This window comes from Sporomusa rhizae (assembly GCF_041428845.1).
Taxonomy (GTDB): domain Bacteria; phylum Bacillota; class Negativicutes; order Sporomusales; family Sporomusaceae; genus Sporomusa; species Sporomusa rhizae.
Genome location: NZ_CP156925.1, coordinates 3,975,464 through 3,994,724, shown reverse-complemented (window position 1 = coordinate 3,994,724; position 19,261 = coordinate 3,975,464). Strand labels below are relative to the sequence as shown.

The window sequence follows — 19,261 nt, the reverse complement described above, 5'->3', positions numbered from 1 at the left end:
GAACATCCTTTATCGTTTTCAATTATCTAAGGAAGTGGGTATAATTGTAGTTCGCCAAATGCTTGACATTTTATAGATTAATAAATATAATGTCTATATAATTAATAAACGCAATTAAAATATGTTTGTTATTAAAATTGTTTTGAACTACTAAAAAGAAAATCGGTGGTTTACAGCTAGGGATGTTTTACAATCCAATCAGACTCCTGAAATATGTAAAGAGACTAACGGATACAATAGGGATGATAAGGAATAAATCTAGAAAGAAGAATCATCTAATTATGGATAATAATGAGCAAACAATGAAAACTATCCAGCCCCAAAAAGTTGTTATAAAACCAAGTATGGATATTACCAACGGGCATTTATTTCAAGTAGAACCTGAGAGTCTTCTTGTTCTCCAAGACATTGCAAAGCAGTTTCAATGTGGACGTATATATAAAGAAAAAGAAGTTAACGAACTATTGAAGCCATTTTACGACGATTACGTTACTTTACGAAGGTATTTAATTGAACATGGTCTTTTAAGCCGGAATCGTGATGGGAGCCAATATTGGTTGGAGAAGGGTAAGTAAACTATGCCAGAAAGGTGGAAATTGAATGAAGATAACAGCATTTAACGGAAGTCCTAACGCAGAACAGAGCCACACGAATATTATTGTCCAGAAATTTTTAGAAGGTGCTAAATTAGCAGGTGCTGAAGTTGATAACGTTTTTTTAATCAAACAGAATATTCATCACTGCCAGGGATGTTTTTCCTGTTGGTTTAAAACACCTGGACAATGTATCTTTACCGATGATATGAAAAATCTCTTAGAAAAATACATGTCATCGGATATAGTATGTTTTGCAACACCTGTGTACACATGGAATATGACCGCTGCTCTTAAAAACTTTGTTGATCGTCTTGTGCCTTTAAGATGTCCTGTTGCAACTCAGGCAGAGGGTAATTATGACATGAAGATAAGAACCAAAATGCCTGATACGATAGTTATTTCAAACAGTGGATTTCCCGGAGAAAATAACTTTGAAACGATTAAGGCGGTTTTCAAATCAGCTAATCCCATTTTAGAGATTTATAGAAATAGCGGTAAGTTGCTTAAAACTAATAATGATGAAATAAAAGCGACTGTGGATGAATATTTAAGCTATGTAAAAGAAGCTGGTTTCGAGATTGTAAACAATGGTAAAATATCTGATAACCTCAAAACAAAGCTTCAAATGGAACTTGTCCGTCCTGAAGAATATGTGAAAATGATGAATTTATAAAGGAACGGTCAGCCCAACTAAGGGATAATCGAGGGGGCGGTACAGTTGAGTTAATAATAGTTAACTCAACTGTGCCGCCCCCTCAAGTTTTCAGGCCCAATGCTCTCGCTGTGTAGAAAGTTACTTCCCGGATGAAACATAGTAAACAATCCCGGTTAAGTGTGATGCATGTCACTGAATCTAGTTAGTTTATTTAGTACAATAAAGTAAAAGATAGGTATCTTCCAGGGGGGAGATTATCTTCAGGTGAATGCATAACACTCGCATTGATAAATGGGAAGGGTGAATAAACACGATGATCCGAAAAATGATTAAAATTGATAGAGATAAATGTAACGGATGCGGACTTTGCATAACGGCTTGCCATGAAGGGGCGCTACAATTAGTTGATGGAAAAGCCAAATTGATTGCTGATTCGTACTGTGATGGTCTGGGGGCATGCTTACCGGAATGTCCGACAGGAGCTATGACAATAGAAGAGCGTGAAGCAGTAGCTTTTGACGAAGCCGCTGTACAAAAACATATGGCGAAAGTTTCTGATCCGGTGGCTCCCAATCTGGCGTGCGGGTGTCCGGGAAACAGCGTCAAACTTATCAATCGCGAGAATTCAGGATGTTCGATTCCCGAAAAAACAGTAGCTAATGAATCGCAGTTAAAACAATGGCCTTGTCAAATAAAACTTGTTCCCGTAAATGCGCCGTATTTTGACAATGCCCGGCTGCTGATTGCGGCGGATTGTACAGCCTTCGCCTACGCTAATATCCACAACGATTTTATGCAGAATAAAATCACGCTCATTGGCTGCCCGAAACTGGATGATGTGAATTACGCTGATAAGTTGAGAGCCATTTTCGAAACACATGAAATCCAAAGTGTTGAAGTTTTGCGTATGTCAGTACCTTGCTGTGGCGGCATAGTGAGAATGGTGGAACAGGCCTTAGCCGATAGCGGAAAAGTCATTCCGTCGAGTGTCGTTATTATCGGTACGGATGGTAAAGTCATGGAAAGGAACTAGTGGCATTCGGGTAAATAATTGATTACCATTAAATATAATTTGGTTAGAAACCAAGTAAACTCCGCAACAAGTCTTGAACAGGCTGAGCGGAGTTTTTTTAGTCTTACCGCATTTATGGTATTTACAAATCAAATCAGTAGGGCTATTATATAGTTAGTTTGGTCTAACTAATTAAAAAAGGATGATCGGCGAGGAGGATACTTTTTGCACAGGAGGGAATTTATAAAATATAGTTGTGCCGGGTTGGTTGGGCTTGGAGCTGGAGCTTTTTCATACTCTCTGCTGCAAATGGGGGCTGAAAACGCAATGAGACAAAGTTGCACTTTGCAAAATGTACAGGGCTTGACTGAGGATGAGAGCAAAATACTATATTTAACATCTCTTGCCCCGAGTGGGCACAATACACAGCCCTGGACAATAAAGGTTATCGGTCCGAAACGATGGAGAATCGGATCAGATGAGACGCGATGGCTGCCGGCTGTTGATCCAGATAATCGAGAGATGATGTTATCAATAGGGACTTTTATAGAAAATCTTTCAGTAGCATCGGGAATATACGGATATGAAGCAGAAGTTGATGTTATTGGGATGGATAACTTTAGCTCTGAGATAGCAGAGGTAAGGCTGGTTAAAGGAAGAGAGACAAATGTCTCTGAGCAAGCAATAAAGGAACGGAGAACGATAAGAAAAAATTTGCTAAAAAGTACGATAAGGAAAGAAGATATTAATTATCTAGCGGGAAACAACAAAAACGCGGTGTTTTATTATCCGCTGAACTCAAAAGAGGGAGCCTATTTGAGCGAGGCTAGCTTACTGGCAAACAAAAATCAAGTGTATAGGGAAGCGGCTCAGACTGAGTTAGCCGAATGGATTCGATGGACGGATCGGGAAGCAAGCGAATATGGCAACGGCCTTACTCCCGAGAGCATGGAAATGAGAGGTCCTGTTCGATGGTATGCAAAACATTTCCTTAGGAAAAAAGATGTACTGGGGAAAACCTTTAGAGAGGAGACGTTAAAGTTAGTAAAAGAACAGGTACAAACTTGCGCCGGGTGGCTGGTTGTGAAAAGCGATAGTTCCACTGCAGCCGACTTGATAAATGCAGGGAGAGTGCTAGAGTTCGCTTGGTTGCGTGCCCATGAGAAATTAATCGCTTTTCATCCTATGACTCAGATCTTGGAGGAAGCTCCCTGGCGAACGGAAGTGGCTGGAGAGCTTAGCCATAGCGAAAGTTGTATACAGTTTGTAATCAGGATAGGCTATATAAAAGAATATCTGCCACCCGTCAGTTTACGTATGCCTTTGTCTAGAATCATTGTCACGTAATTCATCTTATTATAAGGTTTTTAGGAGGATATAATGGAAGCGGAAGCTCTTATTGTAAAATATATAGATACTTTATCGGGTTCTATGCGGCAGTCTATGAGGAAGTATAAGGAAGAAGCGGATAGCGGAGAGTTATTTAACCTAACAATAACACAATTGCATTATCTCCATGCAATTAATGAAATGGATGGCCCAACGTTTAGCCAGCTTGTAGAAAAGTTTAATGTTCAAAAATCCACCGTCACGGACATCGTTAACCGGTTAATCAAGCGTAATATGGTATATAAGAAGCAGTCGGAAGAGGATTTAAGAGCTTTTCATTTATATTTATCGGAAAAAGGCAAAGAGCTTTTAGCGATCGAGAACCGGGGTTATTATCATTTCGCACAAAAGATGACAATGTGTCTTGATAAGGAAGAGAAAACACAGTTTACAGAGCTCTTACAAAAAATCGTGAGCCAGATAGAAGAATAAAATTTTTTCACGACAAAGTTAGTTAGAACGAACTAATTATTTTTAGGAGGTTTTAGTATGAAATTAAAGGTATATAAGATAGTGACTGGTCTAATTATTATAATGATAATGGCGAGCGTCGCGTTTGCATCGGCAGACCAACCGGTGGACGCCAGTATGCCGAAGGACATACTGATTGCCAAAGATACGATCATTAAAGTGCAAGCCGTGAATACCATAAGTTCGCAGCAAAATAAGCAAAATGAGAAAGTTCATTTCAAAGTCATAGAGGACATAATGGTCGGAGACGTTGTAATAGTTCCGGCTAATACTAATGTTGAGGCCATCGTTACCAAAGTAAAAAAAGCCGGTTCATGGGGTAGAGCTGGGCTCATTGAAGTAGTTTTTTCCGAAGTTAAAACAAAGAACGGTCAATCGGTACCTGTGAACGGAATCCTTAAACTGCAGGGTAATAAACCAAATGTCCTGGTAAAATATTCGCTGGGTGGCGTGTTCATAAAAGGAAAAGAAGCTGTGGGAATGGTTGGAACACAAGTAAATCTACAAGTTAAGGAAGATATTAAAATTAATTGCGACGGTGTTAGTAGCAATAAGTCGGACAGCGAGGTTCTATAGCTTCACGATTAAGGTGACGCTGGGGACAGTTGATTAGAATAAAATCTGGAAAAACAGGATTTTATTGACCATTTGTCCATTATTTTGTATGATACTTTCAGAAATACGAAGCAGAAAGAAGGTTTTTATCATACGGAACATAATATTCGACGTTGACGGTACCTTGTGGGATACAACGGAAGTGGTGGCTAAAGCCTGGAACAAGGCAATTTCTGAAGTCGGTGGAACTGCGGCGGTGGTGAGTGCTGCTGTATTAAAGAAAGAGTTTGGTAAGACGATGAAGGTCATCGCCGATGATTTGTTTTATGATGCCGATGAAAAAACGAAAGACTTATTAATGGAAAAGTGTTGCGAATATGAGCATAAGGCATTGGAAGAAAATACGGATAACCTGCTATTTGCCGATGTAGTAGAAACCATAAAAAAACTCTCCGAGAAATATCGTTTATTCATTGTCAGCAATTGTCAAGTCGGTTATATTGAATTGTTTATGAAAAAGGCGGGGGTTGAACCGTTTATTAAGGATTGGGAATGCTTTGGCAACACTGGCAAAGTAAAAGGCGATAGTATCAAGCTGCTAGTGGAAAGAAACAATTTAACCGATGCCGTATATGTTGGCGATACTCAAGGGGATTATGAGGCAACACAAATAGCGCAGATTCCTTTTATCTTTGCAAAGTATGGTTTTGGCCATGTGGAAAACTGTGAAAGAGAGATCAGCGGCATAAAAGAACTGCTGGATTTGTAGGCGATACCAAGGATAGTTTCAAACAATAATACCCCCAGTCATAGATTCTTGTATTCTATAACTGGGGGTATTTATCTGTTTCTTTTGGTTCAGTTTTTGGCGGAGTGTTTTTTGCTTGGTTATTTAGGCTTTTATTTCATCGCGGTTATTGAGACCCTGGGGGGCGGGGAGTTTAATGAGGTTAAGCCAGCTGCGAATCCCAGGTAATTAAGCCTGAAAATGGCAAACAAATAGACCCTCTATTCGAATACTCGAGATAGAGGGTCTTGGCGTCGCCTTTAGCTTGGCAGCCAGGCGTCGCCGCCGACGGCGGGCAAGATTCGCCTCAACTTTCTGCCTGGTTTTTGTCTGCAGGTGTCTCCATACCGCGAGTTAGTGCACTAACATAAGAATCGGTAGCGGTTTTGGCTGTTTTTTGCTGGGGTTGGGTTTGGTCTGAAGACTGCAGCCGCTGCGCCATATCCGCTTCACTAGGAGCTACTTTATCGGTCATCGAACCACTGATGGTATCCGGCTGTTTCAATGAAATCACCTCCCGGGTTAGTGTTCCCCGACTAACGAGCAAAGTTGCGCAGTAATAATGATACTATTGTAATATTTCCTAATAGTGTAAGCACTTTATGGAAATTTTGCAGGAATAGCAATTGCAAAAGCGAAGACTATCAATAATCTACCGGGATTAACAAATATGCCAATATGTATAACTTTTTGAGCGATCGTCCTTATAGTAGAAGCTTAATAAGGGAGGGGGTTCATATGCCCGTTACTTTGGATGGTAAAATAGTCATTGCTATATCTTCACGTGCACTTTTTGATTTAGATGAAAGCAATAAGATCTTTGAAGAGAGGGGCGAACAAGCGTATACCAATTTTCAAATAGAACATGAAGATGAACTTTTGGAACATGGTGTGGCATTTCCTTTAATCAAACGGCTTTTAGGACTTCAGGATCCGGAAACTGGACAAAACTTAGTAGAAATAATATTAATTTCAAAAAATGATCCTAATACTGGACTAAGAGTTTTTAATTCTATTGAGAAACACGGCTTACATATTACTCGTGCTGCATTTACTAGAGGAAGAACTCCCTATAAATATTTAAATGCCTTTAATTCCGATTTATTCTTATCAGCAAATCAGGAAGATGTAAGATTGGCTCTGCAGAATGGATTTGCAAGTGCAACTATTTTCGCGGGTGCATACTTGGGGAAAGACGAGAACTCAGAAGAAATAAGAATTGCGTTTGATGGTGACGCCGTTATATTTAGTGATGAAGCAGAAAAAGTGAATCAAGAGCTGGGACTAGAGGAATTTCAAAAGCATGAGGTAGAAAAATGTGAAATACCGTTAGCTCCTGGACCGTTTAAATCATTTTTGGCTGCGTTAAATAAATTGCAAAAAACTTTTGAAAAACATAATAAGCAACTTATAAGGACCGCGCTGGTGACAGCAAGGAATGCACCAGCACATAAAAGAGCGATAAAGACATTAAGGTCATGGGGAATTGGAGTCGATGAAGCTTTTTTCTTAGGTGGACTGGATAAGGCGCCAATATTGGAAAGCTTTGATCCTCATATTTTCTTCGATGATCAACATACATACTGTGTCAATGCTTCCAGAGTAGTTCCAACTGGTCATGTACCTAGTGGCGTTAAAAATGCAGATTAGGGTTTTGCTGTGGAAGTATCAGGTATCCATCATGAATGCGTTACGTATAACCGTGTTTGTGCATTGCTTCTGATAAACATCAGTATATAAAGGGGTCAAAGCAAATGGATAAGAATAGAATTGATCAGATTATCAATGAAAATACAGAAATGCTTATTAAGATAAGCGATAAGTTGTGGGAAACGCCGGAAGTTAAGTTTTGTGAATATAAATCAAAGGAACTTTTATGTGGTGTCTTAGAAAATGAAGGATTTTCACTCAGCAGGGGAATCGCGGGTCTGCCGACTGCATTTATGGCTAGCTTTGGCACCGGAATGCCGGTAGTTGCGATGCTCGGTGAATATGATGCCCTGTCCGGATTAAGTCAAAAGGGCGGTGTTGCAAATAAAGAGCCAATTGTTGAAGGCGGCAATGGACACGGCTGTGGGCATAACCTATTAGGGACAGGGGCTCTGGCAGCCGCGATCGCAGTTAAAAGATTCATGGAAGAGAATAAGCTTCAGGGAACGATTCGCTACTATGGCTGTCCGGCGGAAGAGGGTGGGTCCGGAAAAGCGTTTATGGCCAGAGAAGGCGTATTCAACGATGTAGACGTGGCATTGACCTGGCATCCCTTAAACTTTAATGCGGTTTGGTCAACCGGATTTCTTGCCAATTATCAGGTTCGTTACAAATTTCATGGTAAGAGTGCCCATGCGGCAGCAGCACCTCATTTGGGACGAAGTGCCTTAGATGCTGTTGAGCTTATGAATATTGGTGTAAATTATTTACGGGAACATATTATTCCAGAGGCTCGTGTCCATTATGCGGTTACGAACACAGGGGGGAGTTCCCCCAATGTGGTACAGGCTGAAGCCGAAGTATTATATCTTATGCGGGCTCCGCAGGTGGAACAAGTGCAAGAAATATACGAAAGAATAGGTAAGATTGCGCAAGGAGCAGCTTTGATGACAGGCACTGAGTATGAAATTGTCTTTGAAAAAGCATGTTCCAATTATATCCCTAACAGGGTGCTGGAAAAATTGCTATATAAGAATGTGCAGGAAGTTGTCATGCCGGAACTAGATGTAGATGAGCAGACTTTTGCAAAAAAAATCAAGGCTACTTTGACTGACAGCGAAATTCATAGTAATTTACACATGGCACAGCAATTTATGGGCGATGATAACCCGGAAGTTTTGGCAGCATTAAAGGACGCAGAGGTACCTGGAATTATTTTGCCCTATAAACATAAATCTTGTCTGATGCCTGGATCGACAGATGTGGCCGATGTGAGCTGGGTGGCACCAACAGCTCAGCTTGCGACAGCTTGCTGTGTCGTAGGCACGGCATTCCATTCCTGGCAAATGGTTGCCCAAGGGAATACGGGGATTGCCCATAAAGGGATGCTATTTGCCGGCAAGGTGTTGGCAAGAACTGCGATTGATATACTCCTTTCGCCCGATGTTGCGAATGAAGCGAAATCAGAATTAGGAAACACTCTTGGTGAGCGAAAGTATATTTGTCCAATTCCTCCCGAAGTAAAGCCGCTTATTGTATGATGACAGCTGTACTTAATGCAGGAATTCTAAGCACTGAGGCGGGTATGTGGTTAACTGATAATATACGCGGCGAAAATAGTACGGGAACCTTTGAGCAAAGCTATGAGAAGATGAAAAAGTGCGTTGAGAAAAATAAAAGGAAGAGTTAGAAAAGGCAATTTGCGAGCCTGCCCAAGGGGTAGGCTTAGTTTTTTGCATTTTTTATTGCCATTTTAAAAATAAAACTGACGCCATTTGAGCAATGACGCCAGTTTGCGAACTTAGCAAGTATAAGAATTTATTATTGCACAAATGCTTGGGATGTTCAGTAACACTATTTGGTCAGTGTAAAATATCCCATAATTGTTTTCCTATTAGTAGGGTTGTAATAGCAATGAATAGTGGTTTTACATATGAAGTACCTTTGGCGATGGCGAACCTGGATCCGACTATGGCTCCGATAATCATAGCTACGCCCATGCTGAGGCCATAGAGATAGTTGACGGAACCTGCCAGCAGAAAAGTGGCGACAGCGCCAAGGTTACTGGCCATGTTAAGGGCTTTGGCGTTGCCGGCGGCAGTTACGAAGTCGAAGCCCAACATTAAAAAGGCAAAAATCAGGAAGGAGCCTGCGCCTGGACCGAAAAAACCGTCATAAAACCCCAGTAGTAAAGCGGCGCAACCTCCTAATATTCCTGCACGTTTATTAATACCTTGGTAAGTGGACACATCGCCCCAATCTTTCTTAAGCATCGTATAAATAGCTACCATAACCAACATAACAACGACCAAAGGTTTCAAAAATGAGGGGGAAATGAGACTGACGGTATAAGCTCCCAGGATGGAGCCTAGCAAGGACAAAGGGAAAAGATATTTTACTAAGCCGAGATCCATCTTGCCGGAACGTAAAAAGGAAATACTGCTGGTACTGGAGCAGCAGATGGAAGCGAGTTTGTTGGTTCCCAGTACGACGCCAGGAGGTAAGCCTGTCATCATCAAGGCGGGCATGGAAATTAAACCGCCGCCGCCCACAACAGAATCTATAAAGGCTGCTACAAAACCTGCTCCCAATAAAAAGATAAGCATACTAAAATCCATATATTCTCCTCCGTTATCTGTTTCGTACGGCTGCACCGTTTCTTGTATTTATTATAGACGGTGATTATACTTAAAGTAAAATATATTAAGTTCATTAATAATATGCATAATTTTAATATTAGATAGTGAGGAACCATTGTGAATATTGATGATATCCAGGCTTTTTTGGCCGTTGTTTCCAGTCGGAGTCTGACCAAGGCTGCGGACAGTCTTCATGTATCCCAGTCTTCCGTGAGTCACCGTTTGAAAAACCTGGAACGGGAACTTGGTCTGGAATTGGTACAACGGGGCAAAGGTTTGAAAACCATCACCCTTACTCCGGCCGGCGAAAATTTTATACTGGTCGCCGAAAAATGGATACAGTTGCTCCAGGAAACCCAATCATTAAAATCCGGCACCAATCTGGCACTGTCCATCGGAGCGGTAGACAGCGTAAATACTTATTTGCTGCCAGGCATTTATCATCAGATCATCTGTCAGTATCCGGATATGCGGCTGCACATCTATACCCAAAATTCAGCGAACCTGTATGACTTAATGGAAGAGCGTGCGATTGACATTGCCTTCGTTCTGTATGAAAGAATCATAAAGAACATTGAACTGACTCCTTTTTTCTCGGAGCCGATGGTTGTTGTCCGTTTGGCCGTACCGGAGAATATGTCTGTACAGTGCATCCATCCGTGTCAGCTAAAGGCCCGGGACGAATTGTACCATGAATGGTTTCCGGCTTATCAGCTATGGCATAACAAATGGTGGGACTTTTTCCACGCCTCTCATATTCAGGTCAGCAATGGCCCCATGGTATTGCCCCTCCTGCAGACGCCGCAGCAATGGGCGATCGTTCCGCTGTCAATTGCCCAGTCCTCGGCGGTAGCTGCTAAATACACCATTCAGACATTGACTGATCCTCCACCAAATCGAATCTGCTATAAACTCACCCATAAACTCGCCAAATCCAGAACAAAAGAAGCGCTAGGCATATTTAATACGTTTGCGGCAACCCTTCCGGAACAGTTTAAATATCTGAATAAAATTGACTTAGCCGCTCGCCTGTACCCGTAGAGGTATAACTCCCGCTTAGCGTGTTACTATCCTGCCCTTTTTGATCTTGGTGGTTTCCCTTCGTAACATGTGGCGAATACTTAACATAGTATAAATTAAAAGGTAAATAGGGGGCATCCTCATGGTTGGCTATTCGTGCGCAAATGACTGTCAGTTGCCGGGAAACATGAAAAAATGCGTCAAAACCTATACTGCATCCTTCAAACTATATAAAGTATGTTATTTTAGATTATATAAAGTATGCCCGTGTTGTGGCTGCGAGTTCGATTATCATTACTTTGCTGGTGAGTGCCCGGGTTGCCGCGATAATGATGATCCTCCGCCGCAACCTGGGTTTGTATTTTTTCCTGAACTTCTGCTTGCAACTTCTCCGCTTGCTCTTTTTCCTGAATTAGCGTTTTATCCATAGGAGTACTTAAACTTTTGCACTGTAAAACCTAAGCTGTTGTCCTTTGCGTGCCCAAAAAGTCACCCCTTAAAGTGTTTTTACAGGGTTTATATTCCCGTATCTACTTTAAGGGGTGATGATCATTTTCATTTTGGGATTTCCAAAAAGTTCATAATTTGTTACAATGACTATACTATTCAACTGGTGACGTCTCAGATGCCACTTATTCCAGTGTTACTATGGGTACTATTGCGGATAACATAATAAAATATACGCTATTTAGAAAGTATGGAAGGAGTTGAAAAATGAGAATTGGTGCACGCGTTATTAAAACTGGTATAGCCGTTGCAATTACGATGTATATCTGCAAGTATTTTGGTTTGGAACCCGCCTTCTTTGGTGCTGTTTCGGCTGTGATAAACATGCAGCCATCCATATTTTTGACATTAAGGGCAGCACGGGATCAGATTCTAATCCATATACTGGGGGTTACAGCTGGTTTCTTTTTTGGTTATTTTCTCGGTGTTAATCCGTTATCAGCCGGTTTAATAGTTGTTTTGCTTATACCAGTATATGCAAAGCTAAAATTACATAGCGGCATAACCATGGGTATAGTTGCTGCGCTTTTTGTTTTAAGCTCTAGCACGGAGGAATTTTTATTTCATGCACTGGCTAGAACAGGAGTAATTTTTGTTGGCCTTGCCTCAGCTATGTTTATTAACGTATTATTATGGCCGCCCCAATATAGCAAACTACTTAAAGAGAAATTGAGGGAAAGCAACGAGGCGGCAGTTCTTTATTTTTGCCGGGCGGTACAGGAGTATGTTGGCCTTGGCAGCGGTGAGCTTTACATAGATACGGAACAACGCAAACGGGTTAACAAACTAAATAAAGAAGCGCGAATGCTAGTGGATTTGATTAGTAGAGAGCGTCAAGTGTTTGCTGAAGCATCTGAGCCCCGGGAGTGGGTTTTGCTGGCTGAAAAACTAATTGAATACAACGAATCAATTGCTAAGAAAGGCGACCGGATATTTGATCTTTTGCCTATAAGGCTGGACCGAAGAATTAAATCTGGTAATCCTACTATAAGTGAAGAATTTAGAGCTGTTTTACAAATATTAGAAAGTGGTTGTACAATAGTTATTCGTGTCAATGGTAAACTTAGGTCTGTCATTGTTGATGACGGCGCCGCAATTCCAGAAAAAATCAGTGAAGAGTACTGGGAACAGCTCAATACGGCAATTGAGCAATGGCAGCCCAGACTTTCAGGCAGCTATTATTTACATGGGTTACTTGAAGTTGCTGTAGTGGCAAATGAAATCAAGTGGGCTACGCGACAAGCAAAAATATTGCTCCAAGAAAGCGTAGAAAGTAAGTGATGGACAAGACCAAATGCATCAAGTATCTCGTTACTATAACGTCCCAATAATTATGCCCTACAGTTCAAAATTAAGACCTGTAGGGCATTTGTCGCAATTGTTATTATCGGTCATTTTGCAATAAAATTTAAGAGCCTTCTCCATGACGTTCGCCACTGTGATTGTGATTTTTAACCTTCTTAGATCCTGAAAGTGGTTCAGGCATATTATTGTCATCATTTTTTGTACGCTTAGGCGCATCTGGCATATCTACAGGGTAAGTTTCGGGCTTAGACATGTTATCTCCTCCGATTAGTAGGTTTGCTGTGAATTTTTTAGAGATTGCCTGCGACAATCGTTTCGGTCCCACTGCTCTTGATGCACTTGATGACTGCTGGCGAGCGAAAATAAAGTCTTGCGATTGTCAATTCGCCCGCACCTTATTACATAGCTTACGGTGCCTTACTTGGTTTTATCCGTGGAAAATTCAAGATAAGCGCATTTCTCTTTGAAGCCCTGGCAGACGCAGAGCTTTTAGTTGAAAAAATTTGGGTATATGTTTTTATGAGAATACCTGATAAAATCATAATATGAAAATAAGTAAGGGGGACAAACGTGCAACAACAATATAGACAAGAAAAACAAATGCAAATGAACGATAAGCCATTAATTAAAGCTGACAATAAAATATTCCGGGTTCAGAACCCTATTCGCAGCGAACTATCATTAGCTGTTCTTTTTCTATTTAAATTCCATATTTCTAAGAGTGTGAAAAAAACAGCCGCAGCGCACCCCCAGACTAATATAATTTTTGATAAAGCCGGCGGGTCCTGGTGGAAACCCCAATATCACATCATAGTCGGCGGAAAGACAAAGAAGGCTGTTCAAGCTGCAGGCGAAATGTTGCAGAAGACTTTAAATGGCGGCAAAGAAAAAAAGATTGAAAAGTAAGAAGGACGAACTTTTTATTAAATAATATACTTTAAGCTCACGTTTGCCGGTTGGCAAGCCTGAGCTTAATTTTTTTCCCTTGCGGGTAGAAATTTTAGTTAATGGGGGATAGTACGGTCACACGAAAATACAAAAGCGAATGAGGAAATTATTACTTGTGTAGCGAAGCATTTATAGTAAAATTGATTTGTGAGTCCGGTGTGTATGCCTTGTGGTACACCAGACCGTTTTAGTGGCAGGGACAACAATTTAAATTAACTGGATAAATTGAGATATTATTATGGATAATAATGGACAATGAACTAAGTTGTAATAAGGTGGTAAAAATGAAAAAATATATCTTGGGTTTTATTTTTGCTTGTATCGTTGCTAGTATGTGTTTCTTGTCTGTGTCGAAGTCGGTGTTTACGGGTTTTAATAGTGATGCGGGCCAGATCATGCATGTGATCACAGCGGATATGAAGCATGAACACACGATTTCATGGAAGACGTCAACTTTTGGTAACCCGGGAATTATGGAGATACGCCCCAAGCAGTCGGACAATATCACAAGGATTAATGCAGAGGCAGTGGAACTGCCTTCGTATAATGGTGGCGATCGTTTTATGCTCCATACGGCGCGGGTTACTAATCTTAAAGCCGGAACTGAGTATGAATACCGTGTTTCGGTTGGCAAACGGCAATCTGCCTGGAAAGAATTCAAGACAGAACCGGAGTCGACGTCATTTAAAGCTCTTATTTTTGGTGATTCACAGTCAGTAAACTATAAAGAATGGGCGAAAACAGCTCAAAAAGCTTGGGAAAATAATGCCGATACAGCGTTTTTTATTAATATGGGTGATCTTGTTGATAATGGGCAAGACGAAAGGCAATGGAATGCCTGGTTTGATGCAGCAACGAATCTTCTGGCAGCAATGCCTATAGTACCGGTGATGGGAAATCATGAAACCTATAGTCTTGATTGGAAGATGGCTACACCCGATTATTATCTCTCTCTTTTCGCCTTGCCGGCGAATGGTCCGGCGGGACTGGAACGCTACGCTTATTCTTATGATTATGGTGACGTCCATTTTATTGTACTCAATACACAGTTAAATGAACTGCGTGACTGGTATCCTGATTTATTAGAAAAACAAAAGGTATGGCTGGAAAAAGATCTGTCTCAAACCCAGAAACCATGGAAGATAGTTCTTATGCATCGAGGTATTTGGGAACATCCTTTCAATGGACCGCTTGATGAGATTGGTAACACATTTGTACCGGTATTTGATAAATATCATGTTGATCTCGCATTTACGGCACATGTGCATTCCTATGCGCGCACGGCGGCTCTGAAAAACGGCCGTCAGGATCCTTCCGGTGCTATCTATATTACGACAGGACGGAGCGGGGACCGGGTATGGGATAAATCGCCGCAAAAACCGGTGGATGAATTTTATTATAACCCACTCGATATGCCAAATTACCTTGTACTGGAAGCCTCACGAAATACTCTTAAAATTGCTGCTTTTAAGCAGAACGGTGAGCCCATTGATCAGACAGAAATAAAAAAATAGCAATGCTCTAAGACAACAACGGCATTAGCCTTAACGCGTTAAGGCTAATGCCGTTAGATTTCTTTAGCCATTTTGAAGCTTGCATGATAGAATTTGGAACAGCTTTCTTGCGCGTTCTTTCCAGGAGTTATCCCGGGCTAAGGTAATTCTGTCTTCTCGTTCTCGTGCACTGGGAATAGGGGAAAAACCGGGAAACATGTCTTCTGTAACAATGGTAACATATTCCCGATTTATTTCCGGTAAGGGAGTACTTAAAATAGGAACGCCACTGGCAAGATATTCCCAATACTTTACGGGATTAACCCCTTTAGTCATATCGGTAATTTTGAAAGGAATTAGACAGTAAGCGAAATTACTGAGAAATTTAGGCACTTCACAGTACTCTCTATACCCAAGATAGTGCATATTAGTATGGGGAAAGGATACCCAATTACGTCCCAGCAATGGGCCTATGAACACAAACTCGTATTCAGGTAAGCAGTAGGCCATGGTATTTAATAATTCCGTATCCAGCCAAGGCGCTATCGCTCCTATATAGCCAACAATTGGTTTTTTTCCATTAAAAGGCATGCGTTTAATATACTGACGGTCCTGAGCATTTTTGAAGTGGTCGTAATCGCATCCATTTGGTAGAAGATGTATTTCATTTCCAGTCAAGGCCTGAGCCCTGGTGACTAAAGAACGGGCAGTAGCAAGCACAATATCGGCAGCTTTTACTGATTCTGTATAGTTAGGCTGCCAGGATGAAAAAAAATCAACTGGCTCATCTACAGAGTCAAAGATTATTAGGTCGACAGTAGATGCTCTTATTTGTGCGATGTGTGGTGGGTAGGTGAAGTAGGCTACTACAGGCTGGTTCGGAAACGTTGCTCTTGCCCACTGCACAGTAGTGGTAAAGCTCTGACCGTTGGCCAGTATCAGGTTTGGAGACAGTGTAATAAATCCCTTAGAATAACGGTTTTCCCGGTTTATATTACAAAAAATACATAGGCAATCAAATTCGGCAAGTGTTTTTAATAGTTGCTGAGGCCGTTGGTGCAGATAGTTCCAGTCGATTGTGGGCGGGTATATAATAACAGGTTTCATAAACAATCACCTTTTCCCTGTTGGTTATATAGACTTATCCGCACTAAAGGTGCGGGCAGGATTGGCAGATTTTACTGCATAATATTCAAATATGACCTCTATAGTTACCGAAAGGGCTTACGGTTCCGTGCTATAAAATAAGCCTAAGAAAAAAAGGAAAGCAGGGACGTTTTTTCCGCTGCTTTCCTTTTGCTATACCTAGTTATATGATAAGTTCTTTATTTATGAACTGTGTGTCGATATTGCCGCTGCAAAATTGCTGATTGTTCAATACCTGCCGGTGAAAATCAATGATCGTTTTGATACCGGTTATATGGAATTCCCGCAAGGCTCTTTTCATAATGCGGATAGCGTCTCCACGCGTGCGTCCATGGACAATAACTTTGGCGATCAGCGAATCGTAATAGGGAGATACGGTGGATCCGGCGCAAACTCCGCTATCCACACGGACATAAGGACCTCCCGGCTGATGATAGAAACCAATTTTACCAGGGCATGGCAGAAAATTCATTTCCGCATCTTCGGCATTAATCCGGCATTCTATAGCGTGGCCATGGATACGTATATCTTCTTGTTGTATGTTTAGCGGTTCGCCGGCAGCGATACGAATTTGCTTGCGCACGATATCGATGCCTGTAATCATTTCAGTTATGCCATGCTCAACCTGAATTCGCGGGTTTATCTCCATGAAATAGAAGGCACCACTTTTTTTATCGAGGAGAAATTCGATTGTGCCTACGTTAGTATAATTGATATTTTTTGCTGCCAGTACGGCCAATTCGCCTACCCGCTCCCGCATGCCCGGAGTAAGAGCACTGGAAGGAGCTTCTTCCAGTATCTTTTGATTGCGGCGCTGCAGTGAACATTCGCGCTCGCCTAAATGAATTACATGGCCATAGTGATCAGCCATGATTTGCACTTCGATATGACGGGCATCGGTAATATACTTTTCGATATAGTAGTCGTCGGCTGAAATATCAATTCTTTTTAGGACGTTCATAAGCTGGGTTTGATTCTCGATAACTGCCATGCCTTTACCGCCGCCGCCGGCAACTGGTTTAAGCATGACCGGATAAGTGATTTCCTCTGCTAAGCGATAAGCATCTTCGCTGGTTTTAACAGGATCGGAGCCTTGTGCCATCGGCAGGCCGGCTTGAAGCATCGCCGCCCGCGCAGCGTCTTTGTTACCAACCCGTCTGATACTGTCAGCACTTGGGCCGATAAAGGTGAGCCCTGCATTGGTAACCATTTCAGCAAAATCTGCATTTTCGGATAAGAACCCATAGCCGGGATGGATGGCATCTGCTTTGGCTGTCAGGGCTGTGTTGACAAGTTGCGTGCCGTTTAAGTAGCTTTCGAAGACGTCAGATTGACCGATGTAATAGGCATGGTCGGCCAATCTGACGTGGAGGGAGTCGGTATCGGCGTCAGAATATACGGCAACTGTTTCAACATTCAGCTCCTGGCAGGCCCGGATGATCCTTACGGCTATCTCGCCGCGATTGGCGATTAACACACGTTTGAACATCGGTGTAGACCTCCCATTTGCAATTTTAGTTTACCCAGATCCGGTAGGGGACCGAGCACTAATACATTTGATTATATGTGCCAATTCTAAAGAAAGCAAGATGCTTTCTATGTATACATTTGGACAAGGATAAGCCTATTACTACCTAAACCCGAAATGTAGCGTATAGATAATCGACATTCCCTATATATTTATAGAGTAAGTGCCCATGAACCTTACGTATTTGAAGCCATTTGCGAGTGGAGGGGGATTATGCAATTCGACAAATCCATTATACATTCGATCATTGAAGGACTTCACCTGACTGATGAAATACAGGTGAAGGATATTCCGGATATAGGGCTATATATGGATCAACTGCTCGAATTCCTGAACCGGCGACTTAGTCCGGCGAAACGAGACATACTTGATAAAGGCCTAACCAAAACGATGATTAATAACTATACTAAGGATCAGCTTATGATTCCGCCTGAGAATAAGAAATATAGCACATACCACATCATGCTGCTTATATTGATTTGTCAGCTCAAGAGCATTTTATCTATCAGTGACATAAAAAAACTACTAGCACCCATGTTGAATGATATCGGCACACCGGATGACGACATTATTCCGTTGGAGGAGATATACAATACATTTTTAGACTTGAAACGTCAGCAGTTTTCCGAGTTTCAGGAAAGTTTCATAGATAAGGTTAAACATATCGAAAGCAAAATGTCGTCGATCGATACCGAGCAGCGTGAGGAAGCCGAGCTATTTCTAACGGTATTGTTATTGACGGCACAAGCTAACGCCTCCAAGCGTCTGGCAGAAAAATTAATAGATACTTATTTTGTTGGGAAGACGGAATAAAAAAATGAAAGCACACGCCGGCAGTTATTGTGCAGGGCGTGTGCTGTTTTTATGCTGCATGCAGGGTATAAAACCACCACACGTTATATGCTAAGTCGTAGCTTGCAATATTTTATGTGCGGTTATTCGAGACAATATTATATAGTGTTTAATTGAATCGAATAGGTTATATCGTAAATAGAAGAAAAACAACAATAAATCATGAAAAAATGATAAAATTATCTGTTTTTCGCTGAAATTAGTAACTTATGATTATCGAAATGAATATAGTAGACCAGAGAAAGGAAGTGTTACTATGTGTGAATGGCTGGTGGGAATAGTAACTGTCCTGCTGCTTGGTCTATTGTTGCGTTATAAAATCATAAAGGCTTCCAAGAGATTTAAATGAATAAGGGGGGAAATCTATGTTAAAAGTTGGTCTCATCGGGTGTAGTTTGTGTCAGGATAAGTGCTGGGAAAATAAAGATTTCCTCGCCGTTAGAGAGGGAGAGGGTGTATTCAAAAATGTGGGGGCCGCCGAACTGATAGGCTGCTTTACGTGTGGCGGATGCCCAGGTAAACAGGTTGTGGATCGAGCCAGATTATTGGTAAAAGGAGGCGCCGATATCATTGCTTTATCGTCGTCAATACATCATGCCGGCGATGGCTGTGGCTGCCCCTATTATGAGAATATAAGGAAAGAATTGGACAAACAACTGAAGTCGGTAATCATCATCGATACAGTTACCAATAGTGGTATGTAAGACC

21 protein-coding genes are annotated in these 19,261 nt (G+C 41.5%); 15 read left to right on the top strand and 6 right to left on the bottom strand.

The genetic code is table 11. The features are described 5' to 3' along the window. Positions 1-281 precede the first annotated feature (281 nt). The 7 genes from SRRS_RS18920 (at position 282) to SRRS_RS18890 (ending at position 5,447) form a co-directional block, all read left to right on the top strand. The gene (locus tag SRRS_RS18920; RefSeq protein ID WP_371362714.1) at positions 282-575 is read left to right on the top strand and encodes a DUF2087 domain-containing protein; all 294 of its coding nucleotides are present in this window, start codon (positions 282-284) and stop codon (positions 573-575) included. Positions 576-600: 25 nt separating this feature from the next. Continuing rightward, entirely contained in the window at positions 601-1,269 is a 669-nt protein-coding gene (locus SRRS_RS18915; protein ID WP_371362712.1) for a flavodoxin family protein, read from the top strand. A 307-nt stretch (positions 1,270-1,576) separates the two neighbouring features. Continuing rightward, the gene (locus tag SRRS_RS18910) at positions 1,577-2,284 is read left to right on the top strand and encodes an ATP-binding protein (protein ID WP_371362711.1); all 708 of its coding nucleotides are present in this window, start codon (positions 1,577-1,579) and stop codon (positions 2,282-2,284) included. A gap of 306 nt (positions 2,285-2,590) precedes the next feature. Then, positions 2,591-3,610 (top strand): nitroreductase, encoded by a 1,020-nt coding sequence (locus SRRS_RS18905; protein WP_371362710.1) that lies wholly within the window; start codon positions 2,591-2,593, stop codon positions 3,608-3,610. A 33-nt stretch (positions 3,611-3,643) separates the two neighbouring features. Beyond that, positions 3,644-4,084, top strand: coding sequence for a MarR family winged helix-turn-helix transcriptional regulator (locus SRRS_RS18900; RefSeq protein WP_371362709.1), 441 nt, complete (start codon positions 3,644-3,646; stop codon positions 4,082-4,084). A 57-nt stretch (positions 4,085-4,141) separates the two neighbouring features. Next, complete coding sequence (locus SRRS_RS18895) at positions 4,142-4,699, top strand: hypothetical protein (protein WP_371362708.1); 558 nt, start codon at positions 4,142-4,144, stop codon at positions 4,697-4,699. 88 nt (positions 4,700-4,787) lie between these two features. Then, positions 4,788-5,447, top strand: coding sequence for an HAD family hydrolase (locus tag SRRS_RS18890; RefSeq protein WP_371369876.1), 660 nt, complete (start codon positions 4,788-4,790; stop codon positions 5,445-5,447). Between the two features lie 325 nt (positions 5,448-5,772). Here SRRS_RS18890 and SRRS_RS18885 read toward each other — a convergent pair whose 3' ends face one another. Continuing rightward, complete coding sequence (locus tag SRRS_RS18885) at positions 5,773-5,970, bottom strand: hypothetical protein (RefSeq protein ID WP_371362707.1); 198 nt, start codon at positions 5,968-5,970, stop codon at positions 5,773-5,775. A gap of 233 nt (positions 5,971-6,203) precedes the next feature. Between SRRS_RS18885 and SRRS_RS18880 the strand changes: the two genes are divergently transcribed. Together SRRS_RS18880 and SRRS_RS18875 are read left to right on the top strand one after the other, a co-directional pair. After that, the gene (locus tag SRRS_RS18880; RefSeq protein ID WP_371362705.1) at positions 6,204-7,115 is read left to right on the top strand and encodes a 5'-nucleotidase; all 912 of its coding nucleotides are present in this window, start codon (positions 6,204-6,206) and stop codon (positions 7,113-7,115) included. Positions 7,116-7,219: 104 nt separating this feature from the next. Further along, positions 7,220-8,656, top strand: a complete 1,437-nt coding sequence (locus SRRS_RS18875; protein WP_371362703.1) for a M20 family metallopeptidase — start codon at positions 7,220-7,222, stop codon at positions 8,654-8,656. 321 nt (positions 8,657-8,977) lie between these two features. Here the strand turns inward: SRRS_RS18875 and SRRS_RS18870 are convergent, their stop codons facing one another. Then, the gene (locus SRRS_RS18870; RefSeq protein WP_371362701.1) at positions 8,978-9,733 is read right to left on the bottom strand and encodes a TSUP family transporter; all 756 of its coding nucleotides are present in this window, start codon (positions 9,731-9,733) and stop codon (positions 8,978-8,980) included. Between the two features lie 138 nt (positions 9,734-9,871). Between SRRS_RS18870 and SRRS_RS18865 the strand changes: the two genes are divergently transcribed. After that, the gene (locus SRRS_RS18865; RefSeq protein WP_371362699.1) at positions 9,872-10,795 is read left to right on the top strand and encodes a LysR family transcriptional regulator; all 924 of its coding nucleotides are present in this window, start codon (positions 9,872-9,874) and stop codon (positions 10,793-10,795) included. Between the two features lie 224 nt (positions 10,796-11,019). Here SRRS_RS18865 and SRRS_RS18860 read toward each other — a convergent pair whose 3' ends face one another. Then, positions 11,020-11,202: a hypothetical protein gene (locus SRRS_RS18860; RefSeq protein ID WP_371362697.1), complete on the bottom strand. Its 183-nt coding sequence runs from the start codon at positions 11,200-11,202 to the stop codon at positions 11,020-11,022. 286 nt (positions 11,203-11,488) lie between these two features. Here SRRS_RS18860 and SRRS_RS18855 point away from each other — a divergent pair, with 286 nt between their 5' ends. Next, entirely contained in the window at positions 11,489-12,562 is a 1,074-nt protein-coding gene (locus SRRS_RS18855) for an aromatic acid exporter family protein (RefSeq protein WP_371362695.1), read from the top strand. Positions 12,563-12,689: 127 nt separating this feature from the next. On the opposite strand, the gene SRRS_RS18850 is transcribed toward SRRS_RS18855, so the two are convergent. After that, complete coding sequence (locus SRRS_RS18850) at positions 12,690-12,839, bottom strand: small acid-soluble spore protein P (protein ID WP_371362693.1); 150 nt, start codon at positions 12,837-12,839, stop codon at positions 12,690-12,692. Positions 12,840-13,156: 317 nt separating this feature from the next. On the opposite strand from SRRS_RS18850, the gene SRRS_RS18845 reads away from it, so the two are divergent. Both SRRS_RS18845 and SRRS_RS18840 read left to right on the top strand, forming a co-directional pair. Continuing rightward, positions 13,157-13,492, top strand: a complete 336-nt coding sequence (locus SRRS_RS18845) for a hypothetical protein (RefSeq protein ID WP_371362691.1) — start codon at positions 13,157-13,159, stop codon at positions 13,490-13,492. Positions 13,493-13,818: 326 nt separating this feature from the next. Then, positions 13,819-15,048, top strand: a complete 1,230-nt coding sequence (locus tag SRRS_RS18840) for a purple acid phosphatase family protein (protein WP_371362689.1) — start codon at positions 13,819-13,821, stop codon at positions 15,046-15,048. 63 nt (positions 15,049-15,111) lie between these two features. Here the strand turns inward: SRRS_RS18840 and SRRS_RS18835 are convergent, their stop codons facing one another. Continuing rightward, positions 15,112-16,134 (bottom strand): hypothetical protein, encoded by a 1,023-nt coding sequence (locus tag SRRS_RS18835; RefSeq protein WP_371362688.1) that lies wholly within the window; start codon positions 16,132-16,134, stop codon positions 15,112-15,114. A gap of 202 nt (positions 16,135-16,336) precedes the next feature. Next, entirely contained in the window at positions 16,337-17,662 is a 1,326-nt protein-coding gene (locus SRRS_RS18830; protein WP_371362686.1) for an acetyl/propionyl/methylcrotonyl-CoA carboxylase subunit alpha, read from the bottom strand. 252 nt (positions 17,663-17,914) lie between these two features. On the opposite strand from SRRS_RS18830, the gene SRRS_RS18825 reads away from it, so the two are divergent. Continuing rightward, the gene (locus SRRS_RS18825; protein WP_371362684.1) at positions 17,915-18,514 is read left to right on the top strand and encodes a DUF1836 domain-containing protein; all 600 of its coding nucleotides are present in this window, start codon (positions 17,915-17,917) and stop codon (positions 18,512-18,514) included. 404 nt (positions 18,515-18,918) lie between these two features. After that, entirely contained in the window at positions 18,919-19,257 is a 339-nt protein-coding gene (locus SRRS_RS18820) for a CGGC domain-containing protein (protein WP_371362682.1), read from the top strand. The last annotated feature ends 4 nt before the right edge of the window (positions 19,258-19,261 follow it).

What these genes read in the sequence shown, in the direction of transcription:
- SRRS_RS18920 (WP_371362714.1), top strand. Translation starts at nt 282, where the DNA reads ATGGATAATAATGAGCAAACAATGAAAACTATCCAGCCCCAAAAAGTT.
- SRRS_RS18900 (WP_371362709.1), top strand. Translation starts at nt 3,644, where the DNA reads ATGGAAGCGGAAGCTCTTATTGTAAAATATATAGATACTTTATCGGGT.
- SRRS_RS18880 (WP_371362705.1), top strand. Translation starts at nt 6,204, where the DNA reads ATGCCCGTTACTTTGGATGGTAAAATAGTCATTGCTATATCTTCACGT.
- SRRS_RS18820 (WP_371362682.1), top strand. Translation starts at nt 18,919, where the DNA reads ATGTTAAAAGTTGGTCTCATCGGGTGTAGTTTGTGTCAGGATAAGTGC.
- SRRS_RS18890 (WP_371369876.1), top strand. Translation starts at nt 4,788, where the DNA reads ATGATACTTTCAGAAATACGAAGCAGAAAGAAGGTTTTTATCATACGG.
- SRRS_RS18835 (WP_371362688.1), bottom strand. Translation starts at nt 16,134, where the DNA reads ATGAAACCTGTTATTATATACCCGCCCACAATCGACTGGAACTATCTG.
- SRRS_RS18875 (WP_371362703.1), top strand. Translation starts at nt 7,220, where the DNA reads ATGGATAAGAATAGAATTGATCAGATTATCAATGAAAATACAGAAATG.
- SRRS_RS18850 (WP_371362693.1), bottom strand. Translation starts at nt 12,839, where the DNA reads ATGTCTAAGCCCGAAACTTACCCTGTAGATATGCCAGATGCGCCTAAG.
- SRRS_RS18915 (WP_371362712.1), top strand. Translation starts at nt 601, where the DNA reads ATGAAGATAACAGCATTTAACGGAAGTCCTAACGCAGAACAGAGCCAC.
- SRRS_RS18860 (WP_371362697.1), bottom strand. Translation starts at nt 11,202, where the DNA reads ATGGATAAAACGCTAATTCAGGAAAAAGAGCAAGCGGAGAAGTTGCAA.
- SRRS_RS18870 (WP_371362701.1), bottom strand. Translation starts at nt 9,733, where the DNA reads ATGGATTTTAGTATGCTTATCTTTTTATTGGGAGCAGGTTTTGTAGCA.
- SRRS_RS18910 (WP_371362711.1), top strand. Translation starts at nt 1,577, where the DNA reads ATGATTAAAATTGATAGAGATAAATGTAACGGATGCGGACTTTGCATA.
- SRRS_RS18830 (WP_371362686.1), bottom strand. Translation starts at nt 17,662, where the DNA reads ATGTTCAAACGTGTGTTAATCGCCAATCGCGGCGAGATAGCCGTAAGG.
- SRRS_RS18825 (WP_371362684.1), top strand. Translation starts at nt 17,915, where the DNA reads ATGCAATTCGACAAATCCATTATACATTCGATCATTGAAGGACTTCAC.
- SRRS_RS18905 (WP_371362710.1), top strand. Translation starts at nt 2,591, where the DNA reads ATGAGACAAAGTTGCACTTTGCAAAATGTACAGGGCTTGACTGAGGAT.
- SRRS_RS18840 (WP_371362689.1), top strand. Translation starts at nt 13,819, where the DNA reads ATGAAAAAATATATCTTGGGTTTTATTTTTGCTTGTATCGTTGCTAGT.
- SRRS_RS18855 (WP_371362695.1), top strand. Translation starts at nt 11,489, where the DNA reads ATGAGAATTGGTGCACGCGTTATTAAAACTGGTATAGCCGTTGCAATT.
- SRRS_RS18895 (WP_371362708.1), top strand. Translation starts at nt 4,142, where the DNA reads ATGAAATTAAAGGTATATAAGATAGTGACTGGTCTAATTATTATAATG.